This window comes from Streptomyces sp. CA-106110, assembly GCF_050936285.1.
GTDB lineage: Bacteria > Actinomycetota > Actinomycetes > Streptomycetales > Streptomycetaceae > Streptomyces.
In genome coordinates this window covers 3,677,999-3,703,194 of the sequence record NZ_JBNJNB010000001.1, presented here as the reverse complement: position 1 = coordinate 3,703,194, position 25,196 = coordinate 3,677,999, and the positions used below count along the sequence as shown (strand labels likewise).

Below are 25,196 nucleotides of genomic sequence, written 5' to 3'. Positions count from 1 at the left end.
TCAGGCGGGAACAGTGTCGGCCAGGGCGTCGGAGGCAGGGCTGGTGCCCGCGGTGTTTCCGGCGACGACCGTGAAGGAGTAGTTCTGGCCGGTCGCGTAGTGGAGAGTTGCCTGCGGGGCGGCGCCGAGCGGTGCGGGGACGTTTGCGACCTTGCTGCCGGCGTCGTAGACCGCGTACCACTCCGGGCCACCGTGGGTGGCGTCGATGGGGGGCGCGGTGAGGGCGAGCTTGACCTGTCCGCCGACGATGGGGTTCTCGCTCAGGGCGGGGACGCCCGGCTTGCCGGGGGCGTGGAAGGCCGCGGGGATATGGCCGCGCAGAGTCGGGGAGAAGGCGCCATACGCCGTGCCGTTGATGTCGGTGCGCACCGCTCGGACCTTCAGCGCAAACGCCTGCCGGGGGACGGTGTAGTTGGTCGTGATGAAGGTGACGGTCGAGGTGCCTGCGGCGGGCTGGGGAGCGTCGCCGAGCTTGACGTCGTGCTGGCTCAGTCCGATGCGGGCGGGGTCCATGCCCTCGTTGGTGGCGGTGGTGGGGTTGTCGAAGACCTCATACGAGGTGGCGCCGGGCACCTTGGTCCAGCGCAGCTGGATAGGTCCGCCGACCGTGGAGGAAACCAGCGGCAGGGGCGCTGCGAAATCCAGGTCGTTGGGCGGCTTGGGCGCGTAAGTGAGGTGCTGCTGGTCGTAGCCCAGGGCCGGGGTATGCATGGTGACCGGGTCGGAGGCCGGCCCGTACTCGTAACTCTGGTTGTGGGCCGCGACGGTGAACGTGTAGTCCGTGTCCGGCTCGATGAGCCGCCACACCGGGTGGGCGGGGTCGGTGCGATCCGTGTAGCCGGTGATGGTGACGGAGGTTTCCCCGCCAGGATGGTGGACATCTCCGATGCCGTTTACCGTGATCCGGTGGCCGGTCACACCGACGCTCTGGAGGCCGGCCACACCCATGTAGTAGTTGGAGTTCAGGTCGGCGTCGCGTTCGCCGACGTTCGAACGCCAAAACAGCAGCACCTTGTAGGGTTCTGCGGTGCCGTGGGAATGCGGGTTGCCCTGCGTGTCCGTGAACCAGATCGGCTTGGGCGGCACGACCTGGTCGCCGTAGCCGGCCGGGCGGTCAGTCGCATGCTGGTCGGCGCTGCGCGGGGGGTTGACCAGGCCGACCGGGCTTCCGGATTCGGCCGTCAGGTCGCCGGTCGTATTGAGGTTCCACTTCTCGTCAGCCATCTGCACTTTCGCCTTCCGGGTGGGCCTTCTTGGTCAGGGAGTCGTCACGGGGAACGGGCGGCGGGTCTTCGGGAACGAAGCGGGCGACGAAGCGGAAGAGAACCAGTCCCAGGACGCTGATGAGCATCGAAACGAGCTGCGCCGCAACGTTGTTAAAGCTCATGGCAGCTCCCTCAGGTGCCGAACCCAGGCGGAGAAAGCCACCACGGAAATGCCCAGGACCGCCGCCGCATTCGCGAGCTGCATCCACACGCCAATCGGTGTGTTGATGAAAGAGATCGCGATGAACGCCAGCAGATAGGCGGCGATGAAGCCCATGAAGCCGAGGCTGGACGACTTGAGCGAGTAGACGAGCGAGACGAGCCCGAGAAGGACGCCGATGGCGACGTAGACGAAAGCGATCCAGTACGTTGCGGTGTACGTCTCGGCCTTGACGACGGAGAACGGGGTGTTGCCCAGTCCCTGCCGGAAGGCGGTGGCCACCGTGTACAGGCTCACCCCGGACCCGAGGATCTTCTTGGTGACCGCAGGCGGGTAGTGGAGCAGGGCCCCGGCGTTTGCCTCGGATGTCTGGTTGATCATGTGATGCCGTAGAGGGCGAGGACGCGGTGGCGTTCGGTGTGGGCTCGGCGTCCGGCGGCGGTGTTGACGTACCCGGCGAGTTTGAGTGCACTGCGGATCAGGTCGCGGACGGCGGCGAGCACGGCTGGCGTATTGCGGGTCCTGACCTGGGACTTGTCCTCACTGAAGACGACATCACGCACCCAGTGGACGGTGTTCTCCACGGTCCAGTGCCCGCGAGCCCAGGCGGCGATCTCGGCGGCAGATGCCTGCTCAGCGGGCAGATCGGTGATGGCGTAGACGGTCTCGCTGGACCACTTCTTCGCTCCGTAGAGGCGGCGCCTGCGCTGAATGCGCAGGACTTGACGGGCGTTGGGGAAGAGCAGGCCGTCGACGGTGACGACCTGTACGTGGCGCTGCTCGTGGCGGCCGTGGCCGCGGGTGTCGTCACGGTGGATCACGGGGACCTCTTTCCAGGGCAGCCGGTGGAGTTGGCGGGCCTGACCGCGCTGGTTGTTCTTGATCGTGAGGAGGTAGTGGGCGCCGCGTTCGTGCAGGTAGGCGGCGTGGGCGTGCTGGGCGTGGAGAGCATCGGCGGTGATGACCGCGCCGGCGAGTTCCACGTCGTCGATCTGGTCGAGCAGGGGTGCGAACTCGGGGATTTCGTTCGTCTTCGCGCCGATCTCGCGGGAGGCCAGGGTGATGCCGTCGCCGTGGCGGACCGCGGAGAGCACGAAGACCCGGCTGCCGTCAGGGCGTCGTGCACCGCGCAGGCATTTGCCGTCCACCGCGATCGCCCGGCGCCTTTGACGCACCGGATCGGTCTGGGCGGCAGCCTGGTGGGCCCGGCGCTGTTCGCGTTCCGGGCCGCCGTCCGGCATCAGCAGCGCGGGATGCGCGCGCTCGTCGGAGAGCAGGGACGTCAGGTAGGCGAACCCGGCCGCGCTGAGTTCGGCCGGATCAAGGCGCCCCAGCACGCTGCGCAGGGTCTTCTCGCTCGGCACCCGGTAACGGCCCAGGAGCGGGTGGTAGGGCAGGCCGAAGGCGGCCAGTTCCTCGGGGGCCGCACGCCGGCACCACTCCGCTGCCGCAGTGATCGAGTCGTGGCCCGCGGGCGTCATCGCGCAGACCACCAGGGCCAGCAGGGAGGAGAGCCGGTAACGCACACCGCTGGCTCCGCGCGGATCGGTGAGTGACTCGAACTCCGCGACCAGGCTGCCGACTTGATCCCGGGCGGCACCCTCACGCAGATCTTGCAGGCGGGGTGCGGGGCAGACAGGAGCAGGGATGGGGGATGATGGTGGGACGAACACGGCACCTTCGTGGATCTTGAAGCGTAGAGAACTCCATGATCCACAGGGGCCGTGTTCGCCTGCTTCCGGGGCCCGCCGCCGACGTCAACCGACCCAAGGTCGGACGAGCCGGGCAAACGCCGGGGCCCTGGGTAGTGGAGTTCGACGCACTCTCGGTTCACGTCACATCCCGAAGTACAGGTGTGCCGGCGGGTTGGCCACGTAACCGGCGGTGCGTGCGGCGACCCCGTCCGGACGCCGCTTGACGGGGGTCTCGTGCACGCCGAAGTACGCGTCGTTCAGGTCCTGGCGCACGCCGTAGGTGGTCGCCTCCACTACCCCGCCGCGGTCCCGGTTGATCTTCTTGTAGGTGCAGTCGGTGAGGCCCTCATTGAGTTCTGCCGTGAGGGAACGGCCTTGTGCGTAGCTCATACCGGCGGGCTCTCCTTCATCCGTTCCGTGCGGCGCTTGGCCCGGCGCTGATCCCACTTCGCCTTCAGGCGGGAGAAGGCGTCGACGAGCCAACTGGACAGGGCGCGCATGCTCACTTCTTCTCTCCGAGCTTCCTGACGGCCGGCGCAGCCCTGTTCTTCGAACCGCCGGTCGGAACACCCCGGCCCATGGGCCGGCCCGCCGAGATGCCGGCTTCGAATTCCGACTTGGCGGACGGGGCCTTGGGCGCGTACGCGCCGGCCCGGCGCTGGTCCTGGAGGTTGGCCTTCTTGCTGACGACGCGGCTGGAGTTGTCTCCGCGGCCGTGCCGGCGCCGGTCGGAAAGGCTGGTCGCCTTGGGCATGCCAGATCACTCCCAGTGCGGGAAAAGCGGTCGCGGAATACCCGGACTGGGACTGGCTGTAGTCGACGCGACTCCGGGATAGACGTCGTCGAGGCGGGCGATATCGCCGATGCCGGGCACGTGCTGGGCGTAGCCGAACCGGGGCGGAATCCGCCCGATGTTCGGGATCGGGGGCTTCATGCGTCGGGCGGCGTCCGCGGGGATGTCCGTCCACTCGCGCAGGGCATCGGTGACCTGCTGCTCCCGGGCACTGGACCAGGGGCGGCGGGCATAGATCGAGTCCTGTTGCAGCACGCGCGCATCACCTCCAGGCCGGCATGAACCGGCGCAGCTGCGCGCGGCGCTGCTCGTTGACGGCCGTGTAGAAGGGGGTGACCTCCTGGGTGTAGACGCGGGCGGCGGTCGCGAACCGTGTCTGAGTTGCCACCAGGGTCTGGGATTTGCCGTCGTTGACCAGCGGGGAGCCGATCATCGAGCCGCGCTGTGTCCATTTCTCGCCGCGGGCCTGCGCTTCTAGGGCGGCGGTGGGGTTGACCTCGTCGGTCCAGTAGTAGTCGGCGGGATCGATGCGCTCGCCTTTGTGCACGCCACGCTGGTAGCTGCGCTGGGTGGCGCGGTTGCCGATGTTGTTCAGGAGCCGGTCCTGGCGCCGGGTGCCGGCTCCGATCGTGCCGAGGTAGCCGTCCGGGTACTGGGCGCTGGGGATGTGGCCGGTGTCCATCAGGCGGCGGGCGTCGAGGATGTCGCGGGCCCCGGAGAGCAGGAATCCGCCCGAGCCGCCCGCGTACGTCATCGAGCCCGGTTGCGCCTGGGCGTCGGGCGGGTTGTACATGACGTTGGCGTTGGCGCCTGCACGGTTGGGGTAGCTCATGAGCGCATCCACCCCTGACTGGACTTGTGGAGCGGGGTACCGGACCGCTTGGGGTCGGTGGCCGGTCGGTTGAGGGACTGAAGGGCCTTGGCGGCGACGAAGACACCGGCGCCGGTACGGCGGGCCGCGGTCCCCGCCCCGGGGGAGATCCGGCTCGGCGCCGTGGAGGCCGCTGAGGGCGGCATGGGCGGGTGCGCGGGCGTGGTCGGGCGGGGTGGTACGGCTGAGGGTGCGGGCTCTTCCGGTTCGGGGGCCGGGCCGAAGCGCAGGCCCTGGGTGCGGTAGGCCAGGTCGTTGATCTTCACCTGCCGGCCGGGGCCTGCGGGGGTGGCCGGCGGGGTGGGCGGGGTCAGGTCGGGGACGGCGGAGGGGTCGGGGTGGTCGGGCAGTTCCGGCTGCACCCACCCGCTGGGCGCCTCGGGGGCGGGGGCGGGGGCGGGGGCCTGGGGCGGGGTGGGCGGGGTGACGCGCTGGCTGCGCATGGCGGCGTTGCTCATGGCGGGCAAGGCGTGCTGCGCGGTGCGGAACTGGGAGGCGTTGAAGGTGGGGTCGGGGGTGGGACCGTTGACCTCGGACGCCTGGAAAAGGGAGCCCTGGTGTCCGCCCGGGGCGGTGCGCGGGGGCGGAGAGTCCTGGGGGGTGGGCGGCGTCACCCGGTAGTGGCGCATGGCCTGGTCGCCGAAGCCGCGGAACGTGCGCTGTCCGGGGCCGGGCTGGCGGAACTGGTCCGGGTTGAAGTCCATGTCACCTCCCAGAGGTCATGCCGTGCTGGAATTCGGAGATGGCTGCGGCACGCGACGTGCCGGTGTCGGTGCTGAAGCCGGGATCGGGTGCGGTGGGCGGCGGGGCCGGTGCCAGCGACCCCTTATCGGCGCTGCCGGTCATGCGCAGGGAGCTGGGCGCGGGCAGACTGGATGCCGGCGGGCTGGGGGAGGCGACTGCGGTGCTCACGAGCGCATCCACCCCAGTCCGTCACCCGCGGGCGCCTCGGTCGGCCGCGGCTGGGCGGTCTGGTTGGCGCCCACCAGGCGGCTGCCGGCGTTCGCGAACTGCGCGGCCGAGAGCATGCGGGAGCCGGAGGTGGCACCCGCCCCGGCGGAGATGGCTCCGGACTCGGCCGCGGAGGTGACCGCCGTGCGCGCCACGGCTCCACCCCCGATCCGTGCGGCGAGGCCGGCCAGAAGAGGCCACATGGCTCAGCCCTTCCGTCCGGTCGCCTCACCGGCCGAGAACTGTTCCTGGCTGCCGAACGCGGACGGCATCCGGTAGCGGCCGGTGGTGGCGCAGCAGGCGCAGCCCTGGCCGTGCAGGGACCGCTTGATCTGGACGACGCCGGCCGGGCCGAATGTCTCGGCGGCGGAGGTCTGCCGGTGCGGGCGGTGGGTGTTGCGGCCGTACTCGTTGCCACCGCTCTTGGAGATGCCCTGGCGGCTGGCTGTCTGTCCGCCCTCGGGGTGTACCCAGGTCACCTTGTGCAGCTCGTCGCCCATGGTCGGGAACTGGCCCGTCGAGAGCGGGCCGCCGGTGCTCGTCTTGCCCGGTTGGGGGGAGTCCAGTAGGTCATGCTCTTCCTCCGAGTGGCGTGCGTGGCCCTAAGGGAGTCAGAACATGAGCAGTGTGCGAGTCAGCGGTGAATCGGGCCTTGTGGGGCGAGTTTAAGTCTGGGGATTTAGGGCTGGTATTTCACGTGCCGATGACGCGGATCGCGATGCCGAGGATCTCGCCTTCCGGCGTCTTGCTGCGGAAAAAGGTGATCTCCTCCATCAGCTTCGTCCCGAATGAGGACACGAACGACTGGGCGATGGGGATGGCTTTGACCTCGATTGTTCTGCGGCGTGACGGCCTCGCCATGGGCGGCTGTCTGCCCGTTATGTCCCGTGCCGTGTCGGGGTGGGCCGTCGCATGACGCTGCGGGGGCGTCGGGTTCCACGGACCCGAGGGTGGTGCGGGTCTTCTCCTTCCTGGTCCTCGTCGGGGTGGTGACCAGCCGTCAGGGGGCGGCCGGGAGTTCGGTGGTGCGCTGCCAGGCGGTGGCGAACGCGGCCGCCCATGGCCAGGTGCGGTCGAGGTGGAGGGTGCGTCGGCGGGCATGGGCGGTGAGGCGGGCGGGCAGGTGGTACAGCTTCATCCGGATCGTCTCCGGCTCGGCACCGGCCAGCTCCGGCTCGTCATGCAGGAGGAGGAGTCGCATCCAGGCGTCGAGGTCTGCCGCGAGGGCGGCGGCCAGGATCCAGGCGGCGTTGAGCTGCCAGGACTTCGAGGGCAGCAGGGCGAGCCCGACCCGCTTGATTGCTTTCACGCGGTCCTCCACCTCAGCGTGATCGCGATACAAGGCATCGACGAACCACATCTGCCCGGAGGCTGGCACCCCGGAAAGCCCGTGGTGGGCGGGGATGTTGGTGGCGATGATCTGGTAGCGCCAGCCGGTGCGCTTCTCGAAGGCGGTCAGCTTCTTCGCATCCCGGCGCGAGGGTTTACCCGGCGCACGATCAGCCGCATCCCCTCGGGCCAGCCGGTCAGGTCGCGCACCCCGGTCAGCTCGGCGACCTGGTAAGACAGCCACTCGCCGTCGGGGCCCTTGATCTCGTGCACCTGGCCGTCCTGCCGCAGCGCGCAAGTCCACACCTGCTCGGGCAGCAGCGCGATCGCCCGCTCGTCCGCGGTGTTGATCGCCCAGCCGGTCACCCAGCGCACGCGGCGCCGGCTGGTGGTCAGCGCCTGCAGGTGCTCGAGGAGGGCGTGGCTGAAGGCCGCACCGTCGATCCGGATCAGCAGCTTCGACCATATGGGCAGCGGTAGCTGGCGCAGAGCTGCGGCCAGGACGCTCTTGTGGTCGGCGACGTCGTTGGCGGCGGCGTTGCCACACCGCAGTAGCATCGCCGCGCACTCGCGGGTATTGGCCACCCACGCCCCCAGCGGATGATGCCCATAGCTGCCTTTGAACGTGCCGGCCGCCCCCTCCTTTCGGCTGCTGCAGGTCACGATGGTCGCGTCGAGATCCAGGACGTACCAGCCGGCCAGCTCCCGCCCGCACACCGAGATCCAGGGAAAGCCCCCGGGGCGCAGGGCGAGCATCGTCCACACCACGCGTCGTATCGCAGCGCGGACGCGCTCAACCCGCGCCGCCGCCGGGCCGTCGATCGCCTCCAGGGCGCGGCGCAGGGTGCTGTCTGAGATCGGGCGCGGGAACAATCGCCGCCAGTGGTGCTGGAGTTGTTCGGCCTCCAGGACGTTGGTGGCGCCGAGCATGATCGCGCAGGCGAGCATGACCAGGGCCTCGCCGCGGTCACGCCAGCCCGGCCCGGTTCCCTGGGGCAGGGCTCGGGCCAGGGCCGTGGTCAGTCCGGTCTTGTCAGCGATCCTGCGCAGGAGCACGACGCCGGCGTGCCCCACGAGGTTGCGGTCGTCGGCCCGCACGCCGAGCCGGTGGTCCCAGCGGGTACTCTTCACCTTCCGGGTGCCTCTTCCTCGCGACGTTCTTGATCTAGGCAATCCAGATCATCGCAGGTGAGAGGCACCCTTCTGCTGTCAAGGCGTCAGTTCCACTTCATAGCTGAATACATGAGGTTGACGGCCTGGTTGATGGCGCCGGCGCCGACGGCCTTGAGAACGACCTGATTGCCGGACTTGATCGCATGGGCGATAGCGGTGCCGAGTTCCGGAGGGGGAGTCACACTCTTGACGCGAAACTCCTTCTCCTTCGCGGCGACGGGCTGAGTCTGCACGACCGATACGCTCCCTGCTCAATTTGATCTGATGCAGGGAGCGTAGGCACGGCGATTTCCGCCGTGTTATCGGTGTCGGGCACCGTGTGGGTGGGCAGCCCGGCGGACGTCAGACACTGCTGGGACAAGGCGGCATCGCAACTTGCGCCGGGGCATGGTCAACTTCCGCTCTGTGACGCTAGCGGTGATTTGTTGACCTGGGGCGGAACGTGCGGTAGGCCGGTAGGCGGGGGCGATGTTGTTCGGAGGTGGTCGCGATGGTGACCGCGAGGCGTCCGTGCCCGCCGGCGCCGGGGCCGCTGGAGGGCTACGCGGCCCGGTTCGACGACCTGTTCTCGTCGCTGGCGCAGCGGCGCGGGTTTAGGGAGTACCTGACCGGGCTGCTGGCCCCGCGGGACCGGAACAAGACGCTGACCTGCCTGGCCGGGGCGGAGCCGGTCGTGGGGGCCCAGCACCCGGCGGTGCAGCGGCTGCAGTTCTTCCTGTCCGAGTCGACCTGGGACCCTGAGCGGGTCAACGCCCGGCGGCTGGAGCTGCTGCTGCAGGGCGAGGCGACCGCCCCGCACGCCGGCGGGGTGCTGGTCATCGACGACTCCGGGGACCGCAAGGACGGCACTGCCACCGCGCACGTGGGCCGGCAGTGGCTGGGCCGGTACGGCAAGACCGACAACGCCGTGGTCACGGTGACCACGCTGTGGGCCGACGAGCGCCTCTACTACCCGCTGCACGCCGTGCCCTACACCCCGGCCCACCACTTCCCGCGGGGGAAGAGCGACCCGGCCTTCCGTACCAAGTGGAAGATTGCCGCCCAACTTGCCTGTCAGGCCAGGTTCTTGGGGATCGCGTTCCGGGCGGCGGTGGCCGACGGCGCCTACGGGGACCTGGACGACTTCCGGTGCGAGCTGCACGCCGCCAAGGTGCCGTTCGTGATGGCCGTCAAGCGCCGCCGCGGGGTGTGGGCCTACGGCGACCAGGCCCGCACCCCGGTGGACGCCGCCCGCGAACTGGCCTGGCACGGCCCCGAGGAGCCCGGCGCCTGGACGCCGGTGGTGCGCACCTTCCGCGACGGGCACACCGCCACCTGGTGGGCCGCCGACGCCACCTTGGGCTTTTGGGGTCCGGACGGCCTGACGCGGCTGGTGGTGGCCACCGCCGATCCGTCCACCCTGCCCGCGAAGGCCACCTGGTACCTGGCCACCGACCTGCCCCGCCCCGGCTCCCCACGCGCCGCCCAATCGCCCTACCCGCCCGCCACCCTCGCCGAGATCGTGCGGATCTACGGACTGCGGCACTGGGTCGAACAGAGCTACAAACAAGTCAAGGACGAACTCGGCTGGGCCGACTTTCAGGTCCGCTCCGACACCGCCATCCGCCGCCACCAGACCCTCATCAACTGCGCGTTCAGCTTCTGCTGGAACACCTGGTTCGCCCCACCCCCACCCGCCACGAACGGGGAGGAGCCGGTACCCAGCCGGCCAGAGAGGGGGCACTCCACGGTCCCACCAGCCCCAACCGGCCTGCTGGCCCCGAGCATTACGGGCCGTCCGTGGCTGGCTGACGCCCTGGGCCATGCTGCAACGCTACTGGTGGGCATGGTCGACGGAGCCCCCACCCGCAGCACTCCAGGAACTGATCGACACCGTCGCCAACGGCAGACCTCTTAACCTCTACTGCCCGGTCTAACAAACCACTGCTAGGTTGCGGCCCATGCGTTTGTGGACACATACGTCATGTGTGCGGGGATGCCGCCCCAGTCGTGCGCATCTGGATGCTGTGCTCGATGAGGCAAGGCGTGGCATCACGTCCCCGGCGGTGCTGTGGACGGCAGAGGGCACGAACATGGAAGCGCGGGCAGACACCCTGGACGAGCTGAGCCAGCTCGTCGGTGAGAACCGCGTCAAGAAGCTCACTCTGAAGGTGACGGACCCCGTCGAAGACCCTGAGCGCCTGATCATGATCGAGTTCGGAAGTCTCAACGACGATCTACAGGGGCTCTTCATGGGGTTCTTGGCCACGTACGAGGACCGCTGGGATACGACCACGACTCTGCGTGCCTTGGACAGGCACGAGGTGGAAGAAAAGGCGGCGAGGCTGAAGCGTGCGCTCGACCGGACACGCATCCTGCGCCAGGCCACCTGGGTGATCAGCCTGGTCGCGGCGCTTCTTCAGACCTGGCTCCTGTGGTACGCGATCCTGGGACTACCGAAATTTATTGCGATGCAGAGCTCGGGCACCGCGCCTGAGAACGCTGCGACCTTCATCCTCGGGGTGACCTTCGGTTTTTTCCTTATCCACTGGGCAACGGGCGAGGGACTGCTGAGTTTCCGAACCAAGCTGGAAAACCCGGGCCCCGGATGGTGGGCCCACCTGGTCAACAGCCCGAATCGCACCGCCGCGTGAGGCACCGCATTTGGCGCGCTGAGTCTGGTCGTCGCCATCGCGGCCTTCGTGTTTGACGTCGTCAGGAGGTAGGGGACCGAACCGTGGCGAGCACCTCCCGCTGGAACTTCAGCTCCGGCGGCTCGGGGCGATCGAGGGCTTCGGCGATGTGGGCCAGGGTGTAGGCGTCGGCGACGTCGTGGCTGGGGGGCTGGTACTGCCAGCGCATGTACACCGCGAGCATCACCTTGTCCTTGTCGGCGCGGCCGGAGCCGGTGGCGAACTTCTTGACGGTCGAGGGGGCTACCGCGTGCACGCGGTCCTCGAAGTGGCTGGGGAAGGCGAGGGCGAGCGCGGTCTTCATCATGGCGCCCAGCTCCCCCAGCTCCTCGCGGCGGTATTTTGCGCCATACGCGTAGCCCTCGTAGCAGAGGTGGGCGACGTACCCGAGGCGGGCGATGTCCTGGAAGTGGGCGAGCAGCTCGTGGTGGACGTGCAGCAGCCGCTCGATGCCGAGGCCGGCGGCTTTGGGGGAGAAGTCGCAGACCTTCTCGTCCGTGTAGGTGTCGTTCTCGTCGTAGCGGACGTGGTGGACGATCGCGCAGCCGCTGTAGGACTGGTCGATGCCGATCCAGATGCGGGGCATTCAGACCCCCCACTTGCTGTAGCGGCTGTCGGCCTGGCTGTTTTGCCGGCGGGAGAGGTCGCGGGAGCAGAACTGGGCGCGGGCCTCTGCGTTGCGGTGGACCATCTCCAGGCCCTCGGCCAGGGCCTGGGCGTCGAGGAAGCGCTTTTCGTCCTCCTGGACCTGGGTGTCGGCCGCGGCGGCGGCCTTGCGGCCGGCAACCGTCTTCTCGGTGGAGGCGGCCAGGGCTGCGCGGGCGGTGGAGTAGTCCAGCGACTGCTTGGCGGCGCGGACGTTGACGCGGGCCTCGACCAGGCGCATGGCCGTATACGCAGTCCAGGACACGTACTCGCCATAGCAGCTCATGAGCTGGCGGTCGTCCAGGTTGGTGATGTCCGGGGGAAGATGCGGCATGAACCCCTCGGGTTGACTGCTGGACCGAGGTGAGCAATGCGGGTGGGGCGGCCGGGTTCCCCTTTCCGCCGGTGGATGCCGCCGAGGTCACCGCTGTCCTTGACCGCATCATCGAGAAGCTTGCCCCAACGACCAGCCGCCTTCTGATCGCCCTGGCCGATGGCACCGTCGCGGGCTGGCTGAACATCCGCTGCGATCCCCACCCGCCCGTCGCGCACTGGGGCACGATTCACCACGTGCAAACCCGTCTCGGCGTCCGGGGCCAGGGGATCGGCGCGGCATTGATGAGCCGGGTCCGTGAGGTCGCCCGCGACGAGATGGGCCTGGAGCAGCTGCACCTTGCCGCCCGCGGTGGTGTCGGTCTCGAAGAGTTCTATGGCCGACTCGGCTGGAAGGAGATTGGCAGGTGGCCCGGCGCTCTGCGGCTGGCCTCCGACGACGATCGCGATGAGGTCCTCATGATGTTGTCGCCTTTGTGACACCCAGCATCCTGATCTTGGCCCAGGTAGGGCACGACGACAGGGGCAGCAAGGTTGTCATGCCGAGAGGGGCTGCGTGCGCTCGATGAGCTGTCCGCGTTCGAAGCATGGCGCCCGGGAAAGGGACGCTATTGGGTGGCATCAGTCATGCCGTACGATGCCCAGGGACCGCTCGTGCACCGCGGGCAGGCGCTGCGAGAAAACGGCTGAGGGGTTGTCTACGAGGGTGGCAAGGGCGACCTGGCCAGCGAGGATCGCATCGCACAACGCCTGAGCCAGCTGTCCCTCCGTCTGGGACCTGCCCGTGCGCGGGTCAGAGCCCATGACGCAGCTGTACGCCAGAGCAACCTCCCCCAGCTCCTCAGTCATCTTGTGCAGGCGCAGGCCCAGCGCCTGCAACGTGTCGGGGGCGGGGCTCTGCTTATCGATCCACAGCCTGATGTCGCCGATCTGGCCCCAGGTTGTGGCGTCTTGGAATCTGGTCATGAGCGTGTTCGTCCTTCCGGCGGTTACGCCGACGGCCAGGAGATGGAGATCTGGCTGTGCACCTTGTGGATGACGCGGTCTCCGGGGACCTGGTCGTCGGGGGTGCCGGCCGGATAGACCCGGAATTCCGGGGAGGGGCCGCCGCGCCGGTCGCACGCCCAGCCGCGCAGAAGTTCGGCGATCTTCTCGGCGAAGGCTTGTGCCTCCGGCCCGAGGGCGTGCACCTCAAACTCGACGTGCTTGTTGTCCTCGGTACGGCGGGTGGTGAGGTACGCGAAATTGCCCTCTTCGACAGCGGCGAGGCACCCACGCTTATCGACGGGCGCGACGATGCCGGTGTCCAGGTCGGGGTCCACCGTCATGATGCAGAAGCCGGGCAGCGTGATCGCGAGGTGCATCTGGAGCGTGTCCGGAGATTCGCGTCTTCCGATCGTGACTCCGGTCCGCAGCTCGACGCGTGGCGTACGGGCCGCGTCTTCGAGCGTGCTCACGTCGGCAGGCAGGCCGTCGTCGAATTGGAGGCCGATCTCGGGAGTGCCGGTGACCAGGTGCAGCTCCTCCTGATGCGCGGAAGAGCCCTGCATGGGCACGAATCCGCAGATCTGCGCCGACTCGCTCTCCAAGCGATCACCGACGCGGGTGAAGGCGATGGATCGAGTCAGGCCGCACAGACGCAGCGGTACGACAAGCCGGCCGCCCGGCTTGAGTTGGCTACGCCAGGCCGACGCGATGTCCCAGGCCCCCGCGGTGACCATGATGACGTCGACCTGGCCGAGGCCGGCGATGGGCTCGGCCGCATCCGCGGTGACCACGCGAACCCGGGAGTAGCCGTTCTCGACGAGGAGCCGGGCGGCCCGTTCGGTGACCTCGGGGTCGATGTCGACGGTCGTCACCGCGCCCTCGGGACCGACGAGTTCGGCGACGTAGGCGGCGTTGAGACCGCCCGAGCCGATCTCCAGAACCTTCATGCCGGGGCGGATCTGGGCCTGCTCCAGCATCATTGCTTGGATCTGCGGGGCGGACACCGAACTGAGGGCGTTTCCACGCTCGTCCTGCTTCGTGACCACCGCAATGTACGGGTCGTACGCCGTCTCCAGCGAAACGCGGGGCAAGAACTGGTGACGGGCAACCTTACGCATCACGGCTTCGACGTCGGGCAAAACGATCGTGCCGTCCGCGAGAAGCTGATCGACGACCGTGTCACGCAGTTTCGTGGCCTCGTCGGGGCCAACAGTCAGATCATTCATAGAGGGGTCCTCTGTGTCGGCCGCACATGCGCGGCGTGACGCCTGCTGGGCTCACTCACGCCCGTTGAATACGGAGGACCCGGCCGGTTTCGGGTGGGTCAGGTGTGGCCGGGTCCTCGGGAAGCCGGCAGGGGGGTACCTGCCGGCCCGTAAGCGCCTGGGCTGGCTGGGCGATTTGGGGAATCGGAAAGCACCAGCCCAGGCCTCAGATCGGCGACGACGTTCTGTCCCTAGACCACCCCCCTTCTGTAGCCGGAATTCGAGATCGCCGAGAAGGCGCGCTAAGGCAGCGCACTGCTATTTCCCGACGAAGCGTGGGTCGTCGTACTCGAAGCCGGAGGGGGACCATTCGGCCCACAGGCGCAGAGCGAAGAGCGTGGCGGCCATCCCGGTCGAGACGGATATGTAGAACGCTGCGAAGAGCGCGCACGCCGTCACACTTCGGTCAGTTCTCATCAAGGCGGAACCTGAGGATCTTTCCGTCTTCAAACGGAATTACGTCGAAGTGTGAGGAAAGTGCCGATACGAGGAGCAGGCCGCGCCCGCTCTCGGAATCGTCGTCCGGCACCTGTATCAAGGGCTTCTCTGGTGAGGCGTCCATGACGTCAACCGCAAGTGAGTCCCATACGGTGACCACGACTCGGGCGCCTGCGGCGTACCTCACCGCGTTCGTGAAGAGCTCGCTGACCAACAGCGCGCAGGTCTCGCCCTGCTTGCCGCCGGCCTGCTCGTAGGCCCTGCGGACCCAGTCACGTGCTGGTCCGACCGCCTCCGCTAAGCGCGGGAATGCAGCTCTCTCCAGGAACGGGCCTCGCGGTGGGTGCTGATCTGTGCGCATGGCAGCCTCCAGCACGCGGCTGTCGGCCAGCCGCGCAAGACGATCACACACCGCTACGAGCCTGAAGCGGTCTGTGACGACGAGTGTGTAGCGTACGAAGGTGCGTACGCAACCCCATCGCCTGAACTCGCCCTGGAAGTGCACCGATCGGGTGCTTGCGCGCTACGCTGCGCCAGAAGGCCGGCTGTCCGATGCGAGGGGTGATCATGGCCGTCAACACCGCAGCCGTAGCAGCTCGGCAAAGGTTTGGCCGGGAGCTGAAGCGCGTCCGCGAAGGCACGCTCCGCAGTGGCAAGAGGATTCAGCAGATCGACGTAGCAAAGGCGTTGGGCCGCGAGACCTACCACCGCTACTCCCAGATCGAGCGCGGAACCTCGTGGCCCAAGGACGACGAGTGGACCACCATCTGCAAGTTCCTCGGCATGGACGCGGTCACCCGAGCCACGCTGTCAACGATGCGATCCGAGGGCATGTCCATCGCCAGCGCATGGTGGACCGAGTATCAGGATGAGTTTCCCGAGAGCCTGATCGAGTTCGTGGCGTTCGAAGACGCTGCCACCCGGATCACCACATCAGGCGGCGGCACGATCCCCGGACTTCTGCAAACCGCTGACTACGCGCGAGCGCTCACGGGGGCAGTCGCCAGCTCAGTAATGACGCGCGATCAGGTTGAGCGCTCGGTTAGCATCCGGCGAAGCCGACGCGGAGTCCTCGACGGGCCGCAGCCGGCCACTCTGGAAGTCATCTTCAGCGAAGCCGCCCTACGCCAGGAGGTGGGTGGTAGGGACGTACTGCTCAACCAGCTCGATTCCCTAATTGAGGACTACACGACCCGCAAGGTCATCTGCCGAGTGATCCCACTCACGGCTTCCGCTACAGCGGTATACACCATGCACCTGTTGGAGTTCGCTGGAGAGGGTGAGTCCCCCGTCGCCGCGCTTGACTCGATGACGGGGATGCTCCTGCGGAAGACCAACCGGGAAGTGCGTGAAACGCGCTACTACCTCGACTCCATGCGGTCCCTCTCCCTCAGTCCGGCAGAGTCGCAGGAAATGATTCAAACCATCAGGAAAGAGTTAGCTCGTGCTTGATAAATCCGCCCTCACGCAGCAGCAGGTTCCCAGCGAAGCCTTCTACAAGTCGTCGTACTCCGGCAACGGGAGCGGCTCAGAGTGCCTGGAGGTGGCTCCGCTCGTCGGCGGTGTCCGTGTCCGGGACTCCAAGAACCCGAACGGCCCCGTGCTGAACTTCTTTGTCGCGGACTTCGAGGCGCTCGTCGCCGCGGTGAAGGACGGCGGCCCGCTGGCCGGCTGACCTACAAACTGAAGGCCCGCGCCCCGATGACTTCGGGGGCGGGCCTTCGTCATCAGCCCTTGCGCTTCCGGCCCTTGGTCTTGCCGGCCTTCTTCTTCGAGCCCTTGCGTTCGGGGAGCTTGCTGTGGTCGGTCTTATGAGTCCACTCCTTCGCCCACGGCTTGCCCTTGGCGAAGGCCATCTCTTCTTGGGCCCGGGACTTGAACGGCACGGCTAGAGGCCGAGGAGAGTGGTGATCTGGACGGTGATGTTGACGAGCAGGTCGATGGTGCTGGACATGGGAAGTCCTCCGGGTCAGTAGGTGGGGGCCATGAAAATGCTGGAGCGGCCGTGGCCCATGGACGGGGCTCCGGTGGGTGCGGTGCCGGGGGGGCCGAGGCCGAGCTGCTCTCGGTTGGGTCGTCCTCGGACGGGGCTGGTGCCCGGCTGTGCGCTCAGCCGCGGCAGGGATGCCGCGGTGAGTGCGGGCGTGCCGCGGGGGTCGGGAAGCTCGGACGGCCAGCCAGCTGCCAGGGCGCTCCTGGGGCCGCCGGTGGGAGTGCCGGGGAGCACCCCCCAACTCGGGTTGGGGCGTCGTACGAGGGGCATTGGATCACCTCGGTTCGGCAGGACCCCTCAAAAGTGCCCGGGAGCAAATTCGGGCCGGTAATTTCAGGGGTTGCCGTACTCGGGCTTCGCGTACGTCATTTTCGGGATGAGCAGGTTGAGCCGGCCGATGCGCCGGAACTTCTCCTGGGTGCTGTGTCCGTCCCACGGGTAGTCGACGACGACGGGGACATTCAAGCCCTCGAAGACCGCCACGTCGTTGGGGTGGATGTGGTGGGACACCTGCCCCTCGGGAGTCTCGATGTACAGCACGGGCCAGCCGGGCGTTGCCGGGTCGGTGTAGCTGAAAACTCCGCCGACTTCAAAGCCCCCCGCTTCCTCATGCTCAACGGAGACATACAGATGGGTACTTCGTCCTGGATGGCCGCCTCCGCTCAGTCGGCCTCGCTCCGCCGGCGTGGTGCCGTGCTCGAACGCGCGATCCTCGACGCCGCCCTGGAGCAGCTCAGTACGGTCGGCTGGAACGGCCTCACGATGGAGGGTGTCGCCGCCGGTGCCCAGACCGGCAAGGCCGCTGTCTATCGCCGCTGGGCGTCCAAGGAGGACCTCGTCGCGGACGCGCTCCAGGCCGGACTGCCGCGCCTCGACGAGGTGCCCGACCTCGGAAATGTCCGCGAGGATCTGCTCGCGTTGTGCCGGCAGGCACGCGAGGCCATGTACTCGCGCCCAGGCTTCGCGCTCCGCGCAGTCATTCACGAATGCGACAGTCGGCAGGCTGAGCGCTTCCACGGCGTGATCTACGAGGGTGTGGTGGAACCCGCCATCAAGCTGCTCCGTGAGTTGATCAACCGCGGTATCGAGCGGGGCGAAGTCCGGCCCGACGCTGCGAACGGATATGTCTTCGACGTCATTCCGGCGATGATGATGTACCGCTCAAAGGTGTGCGGAAGCGAATGGGGTGAGCAGGACATCGAGGAGATGATCGACCAGTTGATGATGCCGCTGCTGCGGCCCGGGCAGGGCTGAACCGGGTCTTGCGGACTGCGCGGGCGTGGCTGTGTCGGGGCCGTGGCCGTGCGCCCCGAACGGGCTGTCGGCCGGTGTGCCGTTGCCCGGGGAAACCGGGGTGTCGCTCGGCGATCCTGGCGGCGTAGGCTAAGGGCGCCATGCCGTACGAACCACCTACTCACACCGTCGAGCGCTCCCTTCGCGCAACGACCGGAGCGAAGATCATCGCCGGTGTCGACGAGGTGGGGCGCGGTGCGTGGGCCGGCCCTGTCACCGTCTGCGCGGCGGTCACGGGTCTGCGCCGACCGCCCGAGGGCCTCACCGACTCCAAGCTGCTGACCGCCAAGCGGCGCACCGAACTCGCGGTGCTGCTGGAGAAGTGGGTGACGGCGTACGCCCTTGGTCATGCCTCCCCCGAGGAGATCGACGAATTCGGGATGACGGCCGCGCTCCGGCTCGCGGCGGTACGCGCCCTGGAGGCGCTGCCCGTCCGCCCCGATGCGATCATCCTCGACGGGAAGCACGACTACCTTGGGGCGCCCTGGAAGGTCCGTACGGTGATCAAGGGCGACCAGTCGTGTGTGGTGGTCGCGGCGGCCTCGGTGATCGCCAAGGTTCACCGCGACAAAGTGATGGCCGAACTGGGTATCGACCATGCAGACTTTGGTTTTGCGGCCAACGCCGGGTATCCGTCGCCGGTGCACAAGGCCGCACTGGAGGAGCGGGGCCCCACCCCGTACCACCGCTTGTCGTGGGCGTATCTTGATGCGCTGCCCCAGTGGCGGCATCTCAAGAAGGTCCGCAACTGGGCGGTCGGAAGCGCGTCGGAGATCGAGGGCCAGCTCGGCTTCGACTTCTGACCGGTTCCGATCGCACTCATGTGCCACCCGCCGAGGCAAGCCGCACCGGCGTTTGATAGATATCAGCTCATGCCTCTCATTCCCGAGGAGTCTCAGATTCACGAGAGTGCCCAGGGTCCCCGCGCCACGCCGGCTGCCGGCCGCACCGCGCCGACCCCTCGTCCTGTACCCGGCCCCCGCCCCGCGGCCCCCGCACGTCCCGGCCGTCCGGGGTCCGTACGGCCGATGCCGGCCCAGCGCGCCTCGCGTGAGCCGGCCAAGTCCGGACCGTCCGCTCCCTCCGCCACCCCGCAGATCCAGCTGATCCCGGCCTCGGCCGAGGGCGCGCTCGACGCCGCTGAGGAAGCAGTCGACCTGCTTCTGGAGTCCGGTCGTGCCCCCGGCGACGTGCTGGTGATCACCACTGGCGAACCACACCCATGGGCCACGCACGAGCTGTCCTTCGGTGATGGCGCGTACTGGGCGCAGCACGACGCCAGTGACGACGTCTTCTACGCCGACGCCTCCGCCGCCGGCCGTGCCGCCGCCCGTCCGGTGGTCGTGGTCGCCGTCAACGGCGGCGACGGCGACACCGTGGCGACCGTGCTTCCGCTGGCCCTCGGCCGGGCCGGTGCCCTGCTGATCGTCTGCGGTGATCCGAAGCAGATCAACTCGGTGCTGGGCGCGGGCGTCTGAGCGGTCCGGACCCGGTCCGGTCCACTCGCGTCCCGCCCGTCCGCGCCGGAGGTCCGGAGCCGGTCCGCCGGTTCGGACGTCGGTGGGCCGTCGGGAAGGGCGCCACATCGGTGGACCCGAACGGCGGTCGCTTCGGCATGCGTGCGCGCGGAAAGCCCACCGTGGCATGAGTACCTGGCGCACAGTCGCCGGTCACCGCGGTCCTCCGGCCACCCAGTTGCCGGGTCGCCGCGCCTACGGGCCGCCGCGCCCACAGGTCGCCGCAGTCGCCGGGCTTGCGGACCGCCTGTGCCGTCGGACTGAGGCGAGGCGACGATCCCGTGTATCGCTCTTCCGCACCCTCGCCAGGCGGCGCTCACCGGGCGTGTTGCCGCGGGACTGCTCCGGCACCTGCCGTGCCCTCAGCGGTCGGTACGTCCCCGGATCGTACGAGGCTCGCGGAGCGTACGAGGCTCGCGACGGTGCCGTGTCCTTCAGCGGGCGGCGGCCCGGCGCAGAATCTCCGAGGCGACGCCCCCCGTTCGCGGCGATGGAGAGGGTGCTGTGCCCAGGTCGAACGCCTCCGGTGGTGAGTCCGCATTGGGGCGGCGTCCGCTGCGGCCCTCGCCCAGGACCTGCCAGCCGTCACGAGTCAGCGTGATGTACGCACCGCACCGCAGCCCGTGGAGCGTGCATGCATCGCGCAGACCCCACATCCAGGCCCCGTCCTCCTCCGTCCAACGCCCGTTCCCCTCACGGCAATAGACCAATACGGCCGTCCGCACAGGGGTGCGGCGCCGCAGGTCGTGCGGGATGACCCGGCGCAAGTGGTCCAGCAGCGAATTGCGGAACGTCCACCCGTCCGCCGGAGCGGGGCGCCGGATGAACGAAGCACTCGCCAGCAGTCGTTCCTCTGGATCCAGCACAGCCACCATGGCCATGGAGGGACGCGGCCGGTGCAGGCCGTGCAGCTCGCTGACGACTTCACGGGGGTTGCGCAGCAGCGGAATCCCCGCCGCAGCCCACTCGGCGGGCTCGAGCATCCGGTGCAGAGGGTTGGCGGATGCGGCGAACGGTCCGGCGGAAGCCGACATCGACGCCGCCGAGGACGGAGCGAATCCGAAGGTCACGATTCTCCCTTCGGCTACGCGCCCAGACTTCGGGCGGGGGTCGGACGGGGGGCGCACACCGCAGCAGAGCCCTACCGAACCATGGACGAGCCGTGCGGGGAACAGAGCACAATTCTTCCCGGCGAAGGGGAATGCAGCAACGCGCAGTCGGGTCCTCCGACCGATTTCTAGTGCTGGGTGGCCTATATCCCCTGCGTACCTCTGCTCCAGGCGATCCCGGAGACGACACGGGTCACGCCTGCACGGCCAGCACCAGCGGCAACACTCCCTTCGCTCCGCCCTTCCGAAGCATGCGCGCGGCCACCGCCAAGGTCCAGCCTGTCTCGGTCATGTCGTCCACGAGGAGTACCGGACCATCCGCCTCCCGGAGTGCCGCGGCCAGCGTGGGCGGCACGGTCAGTGCCCCGTCGAGGGCCTTGAGCCGCTGCGCGCTGTTGCTCCGGGGCACCCGCGGGACATCGCTGGCGTACTCCACGGAACCCAGCAGGGGCAGCTGCCCGATCTCCGCTATCCGCGCCGCCAGGGTCTGGATCAGCTTCGGGCGCGTACGCGAGGCCATGCTGACGACGCCGACCGGGCGCGGCTGTGCGTCGGGACTGCCCGCTGCCCAGCCGCCCGGTCCCTTGGCCCAGTCGGCCAGCACGCCGACCACAGCCCGCGCGATGTCGTCCGGCACGGGACCGTCCGGGGCTTGAGGTGCCAGCATCGGGCGCAGCCGGTTGCCCCAGCCGATGTCGGAGAGCCGCCCGAGGGCCCGTCCCGGCGTCGCCTGCTCCCCGGCCGGGATACGCCCCTTCAGATCCACACCGACCGCCGGCAGACCGGTCGGCCACATCTTCCGCGGCTCGACCTCGACGCCCGCGCGGCCGAGCTCACCGCGCGCCGCGTCCAGCGCGGACGGGGAGACGGAGTCCGAGAACCGCGGTCCGGCGCAGTTGTCGCAGCGTCCGCAGGGCGCGGCTCCCTCGTCGTCCAATTGCTGTCGCAGGAACTCCATGCGGCAGCCCGACGTGGACACATAGTCGCGCATCGCCTGCTGCTCAGCCTCGCGCTGCTTCGCCACCCAGGCGTATCTCTCGGTGTCGTACGTCCAGGGGACACCCGTCGCGATCCAGCCGCCTTGCACCCGGCGCACCGCACCGTCGACGTCGAGGACCTTCAGCATCGTTTCCAGGCGGGACCGGCGCAGTTCGACCACTGGCTCGAGAGCGGGCAGCGACAGCGGCCGGTCCGCCCGCGCGAGGACGTCCAGCGTGCGCCGTACCTGTTCCTCGGGAGGGAAGGCGATCGAGGCGAAGTACTCCCAGATCGCCTGGTCCTCCCTCCCAGGGAGCAGCAGTACCTCGGCGTGCTCCACACCGCGGCCGGCACGTCCCACCTGCTGGTAGTACGCGATCGGGGACGAGGGCGAGCCGAGGTGGACCACGAAGCCGAGGTCCGGCTTGTCGAAGCCCATTCCGAGGGCGGAGGTGGCGACCAGTGCCTTGACCCGGTTGGCCAGCAGATCCTCCTCCGCCTGCTGCCGGTCGGCGTTCTCCGTCTTCCCCGTGTACGAGGCCACGGTGTGCCCGCACTGGCGGAGGAACGCGGTGACCTCCTCGGCCGCGGCCACCGTGAGCGTGTAGATGATCCCGGACCCCGGAAGCTCACCCAGGTGGTCGGCGAGCCATGCCATGCGGTGCGCGGCGTCCGAGAGTCGCACCACGCCGAGGCTCAGGCTCTCCCGGTCCAGAGGACCGCGCAGGACCAGCGCGTCCGTGCCGGCCCCGGTGCCGAGCTGCTCCGCCACGTCGGCGGTCACGCGAGCGTTGGCCGTCGCTGTGGTCGCCAGCACCGGCACGCCCGGCGGGAGGTCCGCGAGCATGGTGCGCAGCCGGCGGTAGTCGGGCCGGAAGTCATGGCCCCAGTCGGAGATGCAGTGGGCCTCGTCGACCACCAGCAGGCCGGTCGCGGCCGCCAGCTCGGGAAGCACCCGGTCGCGGAAGTCGGGGTTGTTGAGCCGCTCCGGACTCACCAGCAGGACGTCCACCTCGCCCGCGGCGACTTCGGCCTGGACGGTCTCCCATTCCTCGGTGTTGGACGAGTTGATCGTCCGCGCGTGGATGCCGGCCCGCGCCGCGGCCTCGACCTGGTTGCGCATGAGGGCGAGGAGGGGCGACACGATGACCGTGGGGCCCGCACCGCGTTCGCGCAGCAGCGCGGTCGCCACGAAGTAGACCGCGGATTTGCCCCAGCCGGTGCGCTGTACGACGAGGGCTCTGCGTCCGCCGGCCACCAGGGCCTCGATGGCACGCCACTGGTCCTCGCGCAGCCGGGCTTCGCCGGCCGGTGCGCCGACGAGTCGGGCGAGCACGGCGTCGGCCGCGGCACGCAGGCCGGTCCCGGCCAGGGCCGAGGGGGCGCTCGGGTCCCCGGGGTCCTGCGGGGACCGAGTCGCGGGACGCAGGTCGTCTGCAGCGGTCGGTGTGGCTTCGTGAGTCGTGCGGCGCGGGTGTTCGTCGGTCATGCCGTCCATGCAACCCGATAGGTCCGACATCGTGCGAGCGAGGCCACGACCTGTGGACAACTCCTGGCGTGCTCATGGCCGTGGTTATCCACAGACTCAAACGGAACTCCAAGATCCGCGAGATGGTCGCGGCATGACGAACCACGACGAAGCGGCCGGCTCCTCCGGCATCGGTGACATGGGCGGATCCGCGCACGCCGGCGGGGAGCCCACCGTGCACGGCGCCCGGCCCACGGAGTACAAGGGACATGGCCACGCTGCCGGTTCCTGTGGCGAGACGCAGGTCACTCTGCGCACCCCGGCCGAGCTGGCCGACGCTCTGCCGTACCTGCTCGGGTACCGGCCCGAGGACAGCATCGTGCTGGCCGCCCTGCACGACCGGGACAAGCGCGGGAGGTTCAGGGGGCGCGCACGGCTCGGCATTCCCGCCCGTTCCGACGACTGGCCGTCAGTGGCCCAGCAGCTGGCGCACGGCCTCGTGACCGGCAGCGAGCGCAGAGGGACCAGGCCGGAAAGCATGGTCGCCTACCTCGTCCAGGAACCGCAGAGCGGCGAGACGGGACGCGACGTGATGGAACGCTTGCGGCCGCTCGCGCAGTCGCTGCGCACGGCGTGCGGCGATCTCGACGTTCCCGTGGTGGAGGCGTTGTGCATCTCCGGTGGCCGCTTCTGGTCCTACTGCTGTCCGAGCCCGGGCTGCTGTCCGGCCGAGGGACAGCCGACGGGCCTGCCCGGCACGTCCGTTCTGGCGGCCGCCGCCACCTACGCGGGACTTCAAGTGCGGGGCACACTCAAGGAGTTCAGGGCCAGGCTGAGCCCGACGGAGACGGCAGCGGCCCTCGACCAGGAAGTCGCGCTGGACGCCGCGAGCCTGGCCCTCGTCCCGAGGATCCTGCACGGCGACTCACGTGAGGGCGTGGCCGAGGAAACGCTCGGACTGGCCGAGCGGGTCATGGCGAGGTTCGCCGACGCTGCACGGGCACCCAGCACTCAGGCGGCGGACTTTCGCGACGACAAACTGCTCGGACACGACGAGGCCGCAGTCATGATCCTCGGTCTGCAGGACCGCACCACCCGTGATCGCGCAGCCGAGTGGATGGAAGGTCCGGAGGCCGCCGTGGCACTGAGGCTGTGGCGCGCCCTGGCCCGCCGATGCGTGGGCTCGTACGGCGAGCACGCGGCCGCGCCCCTGACGCTGGCCGGATGGGTCGCCTGGTCGACCGGCGACGAGGTCGAGGCTCGCGAAGCCCTGGCCATGGCCCTGGGCGCGGACCCGGACTACCTCTTCGCCCGCCTCCTGCACCAGGCCTGCAACGAGGGGCTGCACCCGGAGACCGTCCGCCGCTGCCTGAGGGCCGAGCGAGCGGAACGGGACGGAGAACAGCCAGCGGAAGGGGACGGAGATCGGAGCCCCGCCGCTACGACATCGGACCGGGGCGCTGCGCCGCCGCGCCGTTGCGAGGGGGTCGTTGCCGGTGGGCGCATCGAAGGCGAAGCCGGCGCCGCTTCGCCCGACAGCGCCGAGGACGTGCTCGGTGATCGCCCGGGGGTTGTCACGGGGGACGAGTGTCAGCCAGGCGAACGGGTGACGGCGGTAGAGGAGGGTGACGAGCCGTCGCCGGACGACTGCGACCCGGCACAGGCCGCACCCGGACCGCGGACACCGCAGACCACAGCCACTTCCCATTCCACGGACACTCCGCATTGCACGGACACTCCGCATTGCACGGACACTCCGCATTGCACGGGCACTTCACATCCCATAGCTACTTCGCAGTCCACAGCCACTCCGCATCCAACGATCGCTTGGCGTCGCCGCCGCAAGACCCGTGCGGCAAGCGGTGGCAGCCGCGCGATCCGGCCCCGTGCCGCAAGCGCCGGCAGTCGCACGAACCGGCGTTCGCTCAGGACAGTCGATGCACGTCATCGGCGCCCCACCGACACCCCGACCGGTGGCGACGGGTCGCGGCCGGGAGCCAGGGACACGACCGGCCGCCCCGCCGCTCACGGAGGGCCGGGCCATCGCGTGGAGGACGGAGACACATGAGCGGATCCCTCCATTTGGCCTACCGCCGTTCGGTCGGCTTCCGCCCCACAGGCGTGACCACGGGCAAGGCCCTTCCGTTCACTTGTGGTGCGGAACCCCTGCTCGGGTCGCCCCGCCGCACCACTCAGCACCTTCCCGAGCCCTCACCCGGCGCCGGGCGCCCGCCAAGGCGTACCCAGCGCAGAGGAGGCCGC

General features: G+C 69.1%; 36 protein-coding genes. 9 read left to right on the top strand and 27 right to left on the bottom strand.

What is annotated here, in order from left to right; translation table 11 throughout:
- From ACQEXA_RS17000 to ACQEXA_RS16925, 16 genes are all read right to left on the bottom strand, one after another.
- Positions 1-1,224, bottom strand: coding sequence for a hypothetical protein (locus ACQEXA_RS17000; protein WP_433130495.1), 1,224 nt, complete (start codon positions 1,222-1,224; stop codon positions 1-3).
- Positions 1,217-1,387: a hypothetical protein gene (locus ACQEXA_RS16995; protein ID WP_432933556.1), complete on the bottom strand. Its 171-nt coding sequence runs from the start codon at positions 1,385-1,387 to the stop codon at positions 1,217-1,219. Before ACQEXA_RS16995 ends, ACQEXA_RS17000 begins: the two co-directional genes overlap by 8 nt.
- Positions 1,384-1,806: a hypothetical protein gene (locus ACQEXA_RS16990; RefSeq protein WP_433130493.1), complete on the bottom strand. Its 423-nt coding sequence runs from the start codon at positions 1,804-1,806 to the stop codon at positions 1,384-1,386. Before ACQEXA_RS16990 ends, ACQEXA_RS16995 begins: the two co-directional genes overlap by 4 nt.
- The gene (locus ACQEXA_RS16985; protein ID WP_433128038.1) at positions 1,803-3,098 is read right to left on the bottom strand and encodes an ISAs1 family transposase; all 1,296 of its coding nucleotides are present in this window, start codon (positions 3,096-3,098) and stop codon (positions 1,803-1,805) included. The genes ACQEXA_RS16990 and ACQEXA_RS16985 overlap by 4 nt, the downstream gene beginning before the upstream one ends.
- A 162-nt stretch (positions 3,099-3,260) precedes the next feature.
- Positions 3,261-3,509 carry a hypothetical protein gene (locus ACQEXA_RS16980; RefSeq protein ID WP_432933560.1) on the bottom strand — a complete coding sequence of 83 codons (249 nt, stop codon included), beginning with the start codon at positions 3,507-3,509 and terminating at the stop codon, positions 3,261-3,263.
- 112 nt (positions 3,510-3,621) lie between these two features.
- The gene (locus ACQEXA_RS16975) at positions 3,622-3,873 is read right to left on the bottom strand and encodes a hypothetical protein (protein ID WP_432933562.1); all 252 of its coding nucleotides are present in this window, start codon (positions 3,871-3,873) and stop codon (positions 3,622-3,624) included.
- A gap of 6 nt (positions 3,874-3,879) precedes the next feature.
- Positions 3,880-4,167, bottom strand: a complete 288-nt coding sequence (locus ACQEXA_RS16970) for a hypothetical protein (protein ID WP_432933564.1) — start codon at positions 4,165-4,167, stop codon at positions 3,880-3,882.
- A gap of 7 nt (positions 4,168-4,174) precedes the next feature.
- Positions 4,175-4,744: a hypothetical protein gene (locus ACQEXA_RS16965; RefSeq protein WP_432933566.1), complete on the bottom strand. Its 570-nt coding sequence runs from the start codon at positions 4,742-4,744 to the stop codon at positions 4,175-4,177.
- Entirely contained in the window at positions 4,741-5,487 is a 747-nt protein-coding gene (locus ACQEXA_RS16960) for a hypothetical protein (RefSeq protein WP_433130492.1), read from the bottom strand. Before ACQEXA_RS16960 ends, ACQEXA_RS16965 begins: the two co-directional genes overlap by 4 nt.
- 1 nt (position 5,488) lies before the next feature.
- The gene (locus ACQEXA_RS16955; RefSeq protein WP_432933570.1) at positions 5,489-5,695 is read right to left on the bottom strand and encodes a hypothetical protein; all 207 of its coding nucleotides are present in this window, start codon (positions 5,693-5,695) and stop codon (positions 5,489-5,491) included.
- On the bottom strand, positions 5,692-5,937 hold the full coding sequence (locus ACQEXA_RS16950) for a hypothetical protein (protein WP_432933572.1): 246 nt from the start codon (positions 5,935-5,937) through the stop codon (positions 5,692-5,694). Before ACQEXA_RS16950 ends, ACQEXA_RS16955 begins: the two co-directional genes overlap by 4 nt.
- A 3-nt stretch (positions 5,938-5,940) precedes the next feature.
- A complete protein-coding gene (locus ACQEXA_RS16945) occupies positions 5,941-6,234 on the bottom strand; it encodes a hypothetical protein (protein WP_432933574.1) in 294 nt (97 codons plus the stop codon).
- A 193-nt stretch (positions 6,235-6,427) separates the two neighbouring features.
- Complete coding sequence (locus ACQEXA_RS16940; RefSeq protein ID WP_433130490.1) at positions 6,428-6,595, bottom strand: hypothetical protein; 168 nt, start codon at positions 6,593-6,595, stop codon at positions 6,428-6,430.
- A gap of 139 nt (positions 6,596-6,734) precedes the next feature.
- The gene (locus ACQEXA_RS16935) at positions 6,735-7,112 is read right to left on the bottom strand and encodes a transposase (RefSeq protein ID WP_433130488.1); all 378 of its coding nucleotides are present in this window, start codon (positions 7,110-7,112) and stop codon (positions 6,735-6,737) included.
- A 77-nt stretch (positions 7,113-7,189) separates the two neighbouring features.
- Positions 7,190-8,194, bottom strand: coding sequence for a transposase (locus tag ACQEXA_RS16930; protein ID WP_433130486.1), 1,005 nt, complete (start codon positions 8,192-8,194; stop codon positions 7,190-7,192).
- 86 nt (positions 8,195-8,280) lie between these two features.
- On the bottom strand, positions 8,281-8,469 hold the full coding sequence (locus ACQEXA_RS16925; protein WP_432933579.1) for a stage V sporulation protein S: 189 nt from the start codon (positions 8,467-8,469) through the stop codon (positions 8,281-8,283).
- A 260-nt stretch (positions 8,470-8,729) separates the two neighbouring features.
- Here ACQEXA_RS16925 and ACQEXA_RS16920 point away from each other — a divergent pair, with 260 nt between their 5' ends.
- On the top strand, positions 8,730-10,133 hold the full coding sequence (locus ACQEXA_RS16920; protein WP_433134574.1) for an IS701 family transposase: 1,404 nt from the start codon (positions 8,730-8,732) through the stop codon (positions 10,131-10,133).
- A 109-nt stretch (positions 10,134-10,242) separates the two neighbouring features.
- Positions 10,243-10,869, top strand: coding sequence for a hypothetical protein (locus ACQEXA_RS16915; RefSeq protein WP_432933581.1), 627 nt, complete (start codon positions 10,243-10,245; stop codon positions 10,867-10,869).
- Positions 10,870-10,930: 61 nt separating this feature from the next.
- On the opposite strand, the gene ACQEXA_RS16910 is transcribed toward ACQEXA_RS16915, so the two are convergent.
- On the bottom strand, positions 10,931-11,494 hold the full coding sequence (locus tag ACQEXA_RS16910) for a hypothetical protein (protein WP_432933583.1): 564 nt from the start codon (positions 11,492-11,494) through the stop codon (positions 10,931-10,933).
- Positions 11,495-11,887 (bottom strand): hypothetical protein, encoded by a 393-nt coding sequence (locus ACQEXA_RS16905; RefSeq protein WP_433130484.1) that lies wholly within the window; start codon positions 11,885-11,887, stop codon positions 11,495-11,497.
- 71 nt (positions 11,888-11,958) lie between these two features.
- On the opposite strand from ACQEXA_RS16905, the gene ACQEXA_RS16900 reads away from it, so the two are divergent.
- A complete protein-coding gene (locus ACQEXA_RS16900) occupies positions 11,959-12,366 on the top strand; it encodes an N-acetyltransferase family protein (RefSeq protein WP_432933587.1) in 408 nt (135 codons plus the stop codon).
- Between the two features lie 141 nt (positions 12,367-12,507).
- Here ACQEXA_RS16900 and ACQEXA_RS16895 read toward each other — a convergent pair whose 3' ends face one another.
- The 4 genes from ACQEXA_RS16895 to ACQEXA_RS16880 all read right to left on the bottom strand — a co-directional run bounded on the left by ACQEXA_RS16895 (position 12,508) and on the right by ACQEXA_RS16880 (position 14,937).
- Complete coding sequence (locus ACQEXA_RS16895) at positions 12,508-12,852, bottom strand: MazG-like family protein (protein ID WP_433130483.1); 345 nt, start codon at positions 12,850-12,852, stop codon at positions 12,508-12,510.
- 23 nt (positions 12,853-12,875) lie between these two features.
- Positions 12,876-14,099 carry a methyltransferase, FxLD system gene (fxlM, locus tag ACQEXA_RS16890; RefSeq protein WP_433130481.1) on the bottom strand — a complete coding sequence of 408 codons (1,224 nt, stop codon included), beginning with the start codon at positions 14,097-14,099 and terminating at the stop codon, positions 12,876-12,878.
- Positions 14,100-14,396: 297 nt separating this feature from the next.
- Positions 14,397-14,555: a hypothetical protein gene (locus ACQEXA_RS16885; protein ID WP_432933592.1), complete on the bottom strand. Its 159-nt coding sequence runs from the start codon at positions 14,553-14,555 to the stop codon at positions 14,397-14,399.
- On the bottom strand, positions 14,545-14,937 hold the full coding sequence (locus ACQEXA_RS16880; protein WP_432933594.1) for an ATP-binding protein: 393 nt from the start codon (positions 14,935-14,937) through the stop codon (positions 14,545-14,547). The genes ACQEXA_RS16885 and ACQEXA_RS16880 overlap by 11 nt, the downstream gene beginning before the upstream one ends.
- A 206-nt stretch (positions 14,938-15,143) precedes the next feature.
- Here ACQEXA_RS16880 and ACQEXA_RS16875 point away from each other — a divergent pair, with 206 nt between their 5' ends.
- Together ACQEXA_RS16875 and ACQEXA_RS16870 are read left to right on the top strand one after the other, a co-directional pair.
- Positions 15,144-16,028: a helix-turn-helix domain-containing protein gene (locus ACQEXA_RS16875; RefSeq protein WP_432933596.1), complete on the top strand. Its 885-nt coding sequence runs from the start codon at positions 15,144-15,146 to the stop codon at positions 16,026-16,028.
- The gene (locus ACQEXA_RS16870; protein ID WP_432933598.1) at positions 16,021-16,251 is read left to right on the top strand and encodes a DUF397 domain-containing protein; all 231 of its coding nucleotides are present in this window, start codon (positions 16,021-16,023) and stop codon (positions 16,249-16,251) included. The genes ACQEXA_RS16875 and ACQEXA_RS16870 overlap by 8 nt, the downstream gene beginning before the upstream one ends.
- A 52-nt stretch (positions 16,252-16,303) precedes the next feature.
- Here ACQEXA_RS16870 and ACQEXA_RS16865 read toward each other — a convergent pair whose 3' ends face one another.
- From ACQEXA_RS16865 to ACQEXA_RS16855, 3 genes are all read right to left on the bottom strand, one after another.
- Positions 16,304-16,462 (bottom strand): hypothetical protein, encoded by a 159-nt coding sequence (locus tag ACQEXA_RS16865; protein WP_432933600.1) that lies wholly within the window; start codon positions 16,460-16,462, stop codon positions 16,304-16,306.
- 83 nt (positions 16,463-16,545) lie between these two features.
- Entirely contained in the window at positions 16,546-16,839 is a 294-nt protein-coding gene (locus ACQEXA_RS16860; protein WP_433130479.1) for a hypothetical protein, read from the bottom strand.
- 63 nt (positions 16,840-16,902) lie between these two features.
- A complete protein-coding gene (locus ACQEXA_RS16855) occupies positions 16,903-17,109 on the bottom strand; it encodes a hypothetical protein (protein WP_432933604.1) in 207 nt (68 codons plus the stop codon).
- 90 nt (positions 17,110-17,199) lie between these two features.
- On the opposite strand from ACQEXA_RS16855, the gene ACQEXA_RS16850 reads away from it, so the two are divergent.
- From ACQEXA_RS16850 to ACQEXA_RS16840, 3 genes are all read left to right on the top strand, one after another.
- Positions 17,200-17,823: a TetR/AcrR family transcriptional regulator gene (locus ACQEXA_RS16850; RefSeq protein ID WP_432933606.1), complete on the top strand. Its 624-nt coding sequence runs from the start codon at positions 17,200-17,202 to the stop codon at positions 17,821-17,823.
- A 140-nt stretch (positions 17,824-17,963) separates the two neighbouring features.
- Positions 17,964-18,665, top strand: coding sequence for a ribonuclease HII (locus ACQEXA_RS16845; RefSeq protein WP_432933608.1), 702 nt, complete (start codon positions 17,964-17,966; stop codon positions 18,663-18,665).
- 69 nt (positions 18,666-18,734) lie between these two features.
- Positions 18,735-19,340 carry a hypothetical protein gene (locus tag ACQEXA_RS16840; protein WP_432933610.1) on the top strand — a complete coding sequence of 202 codons (606 nt, stop codon included), beginning with the start codon at positions 18,735-18,737 and terminating at the stop codon, positions 19,338-19,340.
- A 473-nt stretch (positions 19,341-19,813) separates the two neighbouring features.
- Here ACQEXA_RS16840 and ACQEXA_RS16835 read toward each other — a convergent pair whose 3' ends face one another.
- The gene (locus ACQEXA_RS16835; protein WP_433130477.1) at positions 19,814-20,449 is read right to left on the bottom strand and encodes a hypothetical protein; all 636 of its coding nucleotides are present in this window, start codon (positions 20,447-20,449) and stop codon (positions 19,814-19,816) included.
- Positions 20,450-20,681: 232 nt separating this feature from the next.
- The gene (locus ACQEXA_RS16830; protein WP_432933613.1) at positions 20,682-22,955 is read right to left on the bottom strand and encodes a RecQ family ATP-dependent DNA helicase; all 2,274 of its coding nucleotides are present in this window, start codon (positions 22,953-22,955) and stop codon (positions 20,682-20,684) included.
- A 133-nt stretch (positions 22,956-23,088) separates the two neighbouring features.
- On the opposite strand from ACQEXA_RS16830, the gene ACQEXA_RS16825 reads away from it, so the two are divergent.
- On the top strand, positions 23,089-25,002 hold the full coding sequence (locus ACQEXA_RS16825; protein ID WP_433130475.1) for a DUF4192 family protein: 1,914 nt from the start codon (positions 23,089-23,091) through the stop codon (positions 25,000-25,002).
- Positions 25,003-25,196 lie beyond the last annotated feature (194 nt).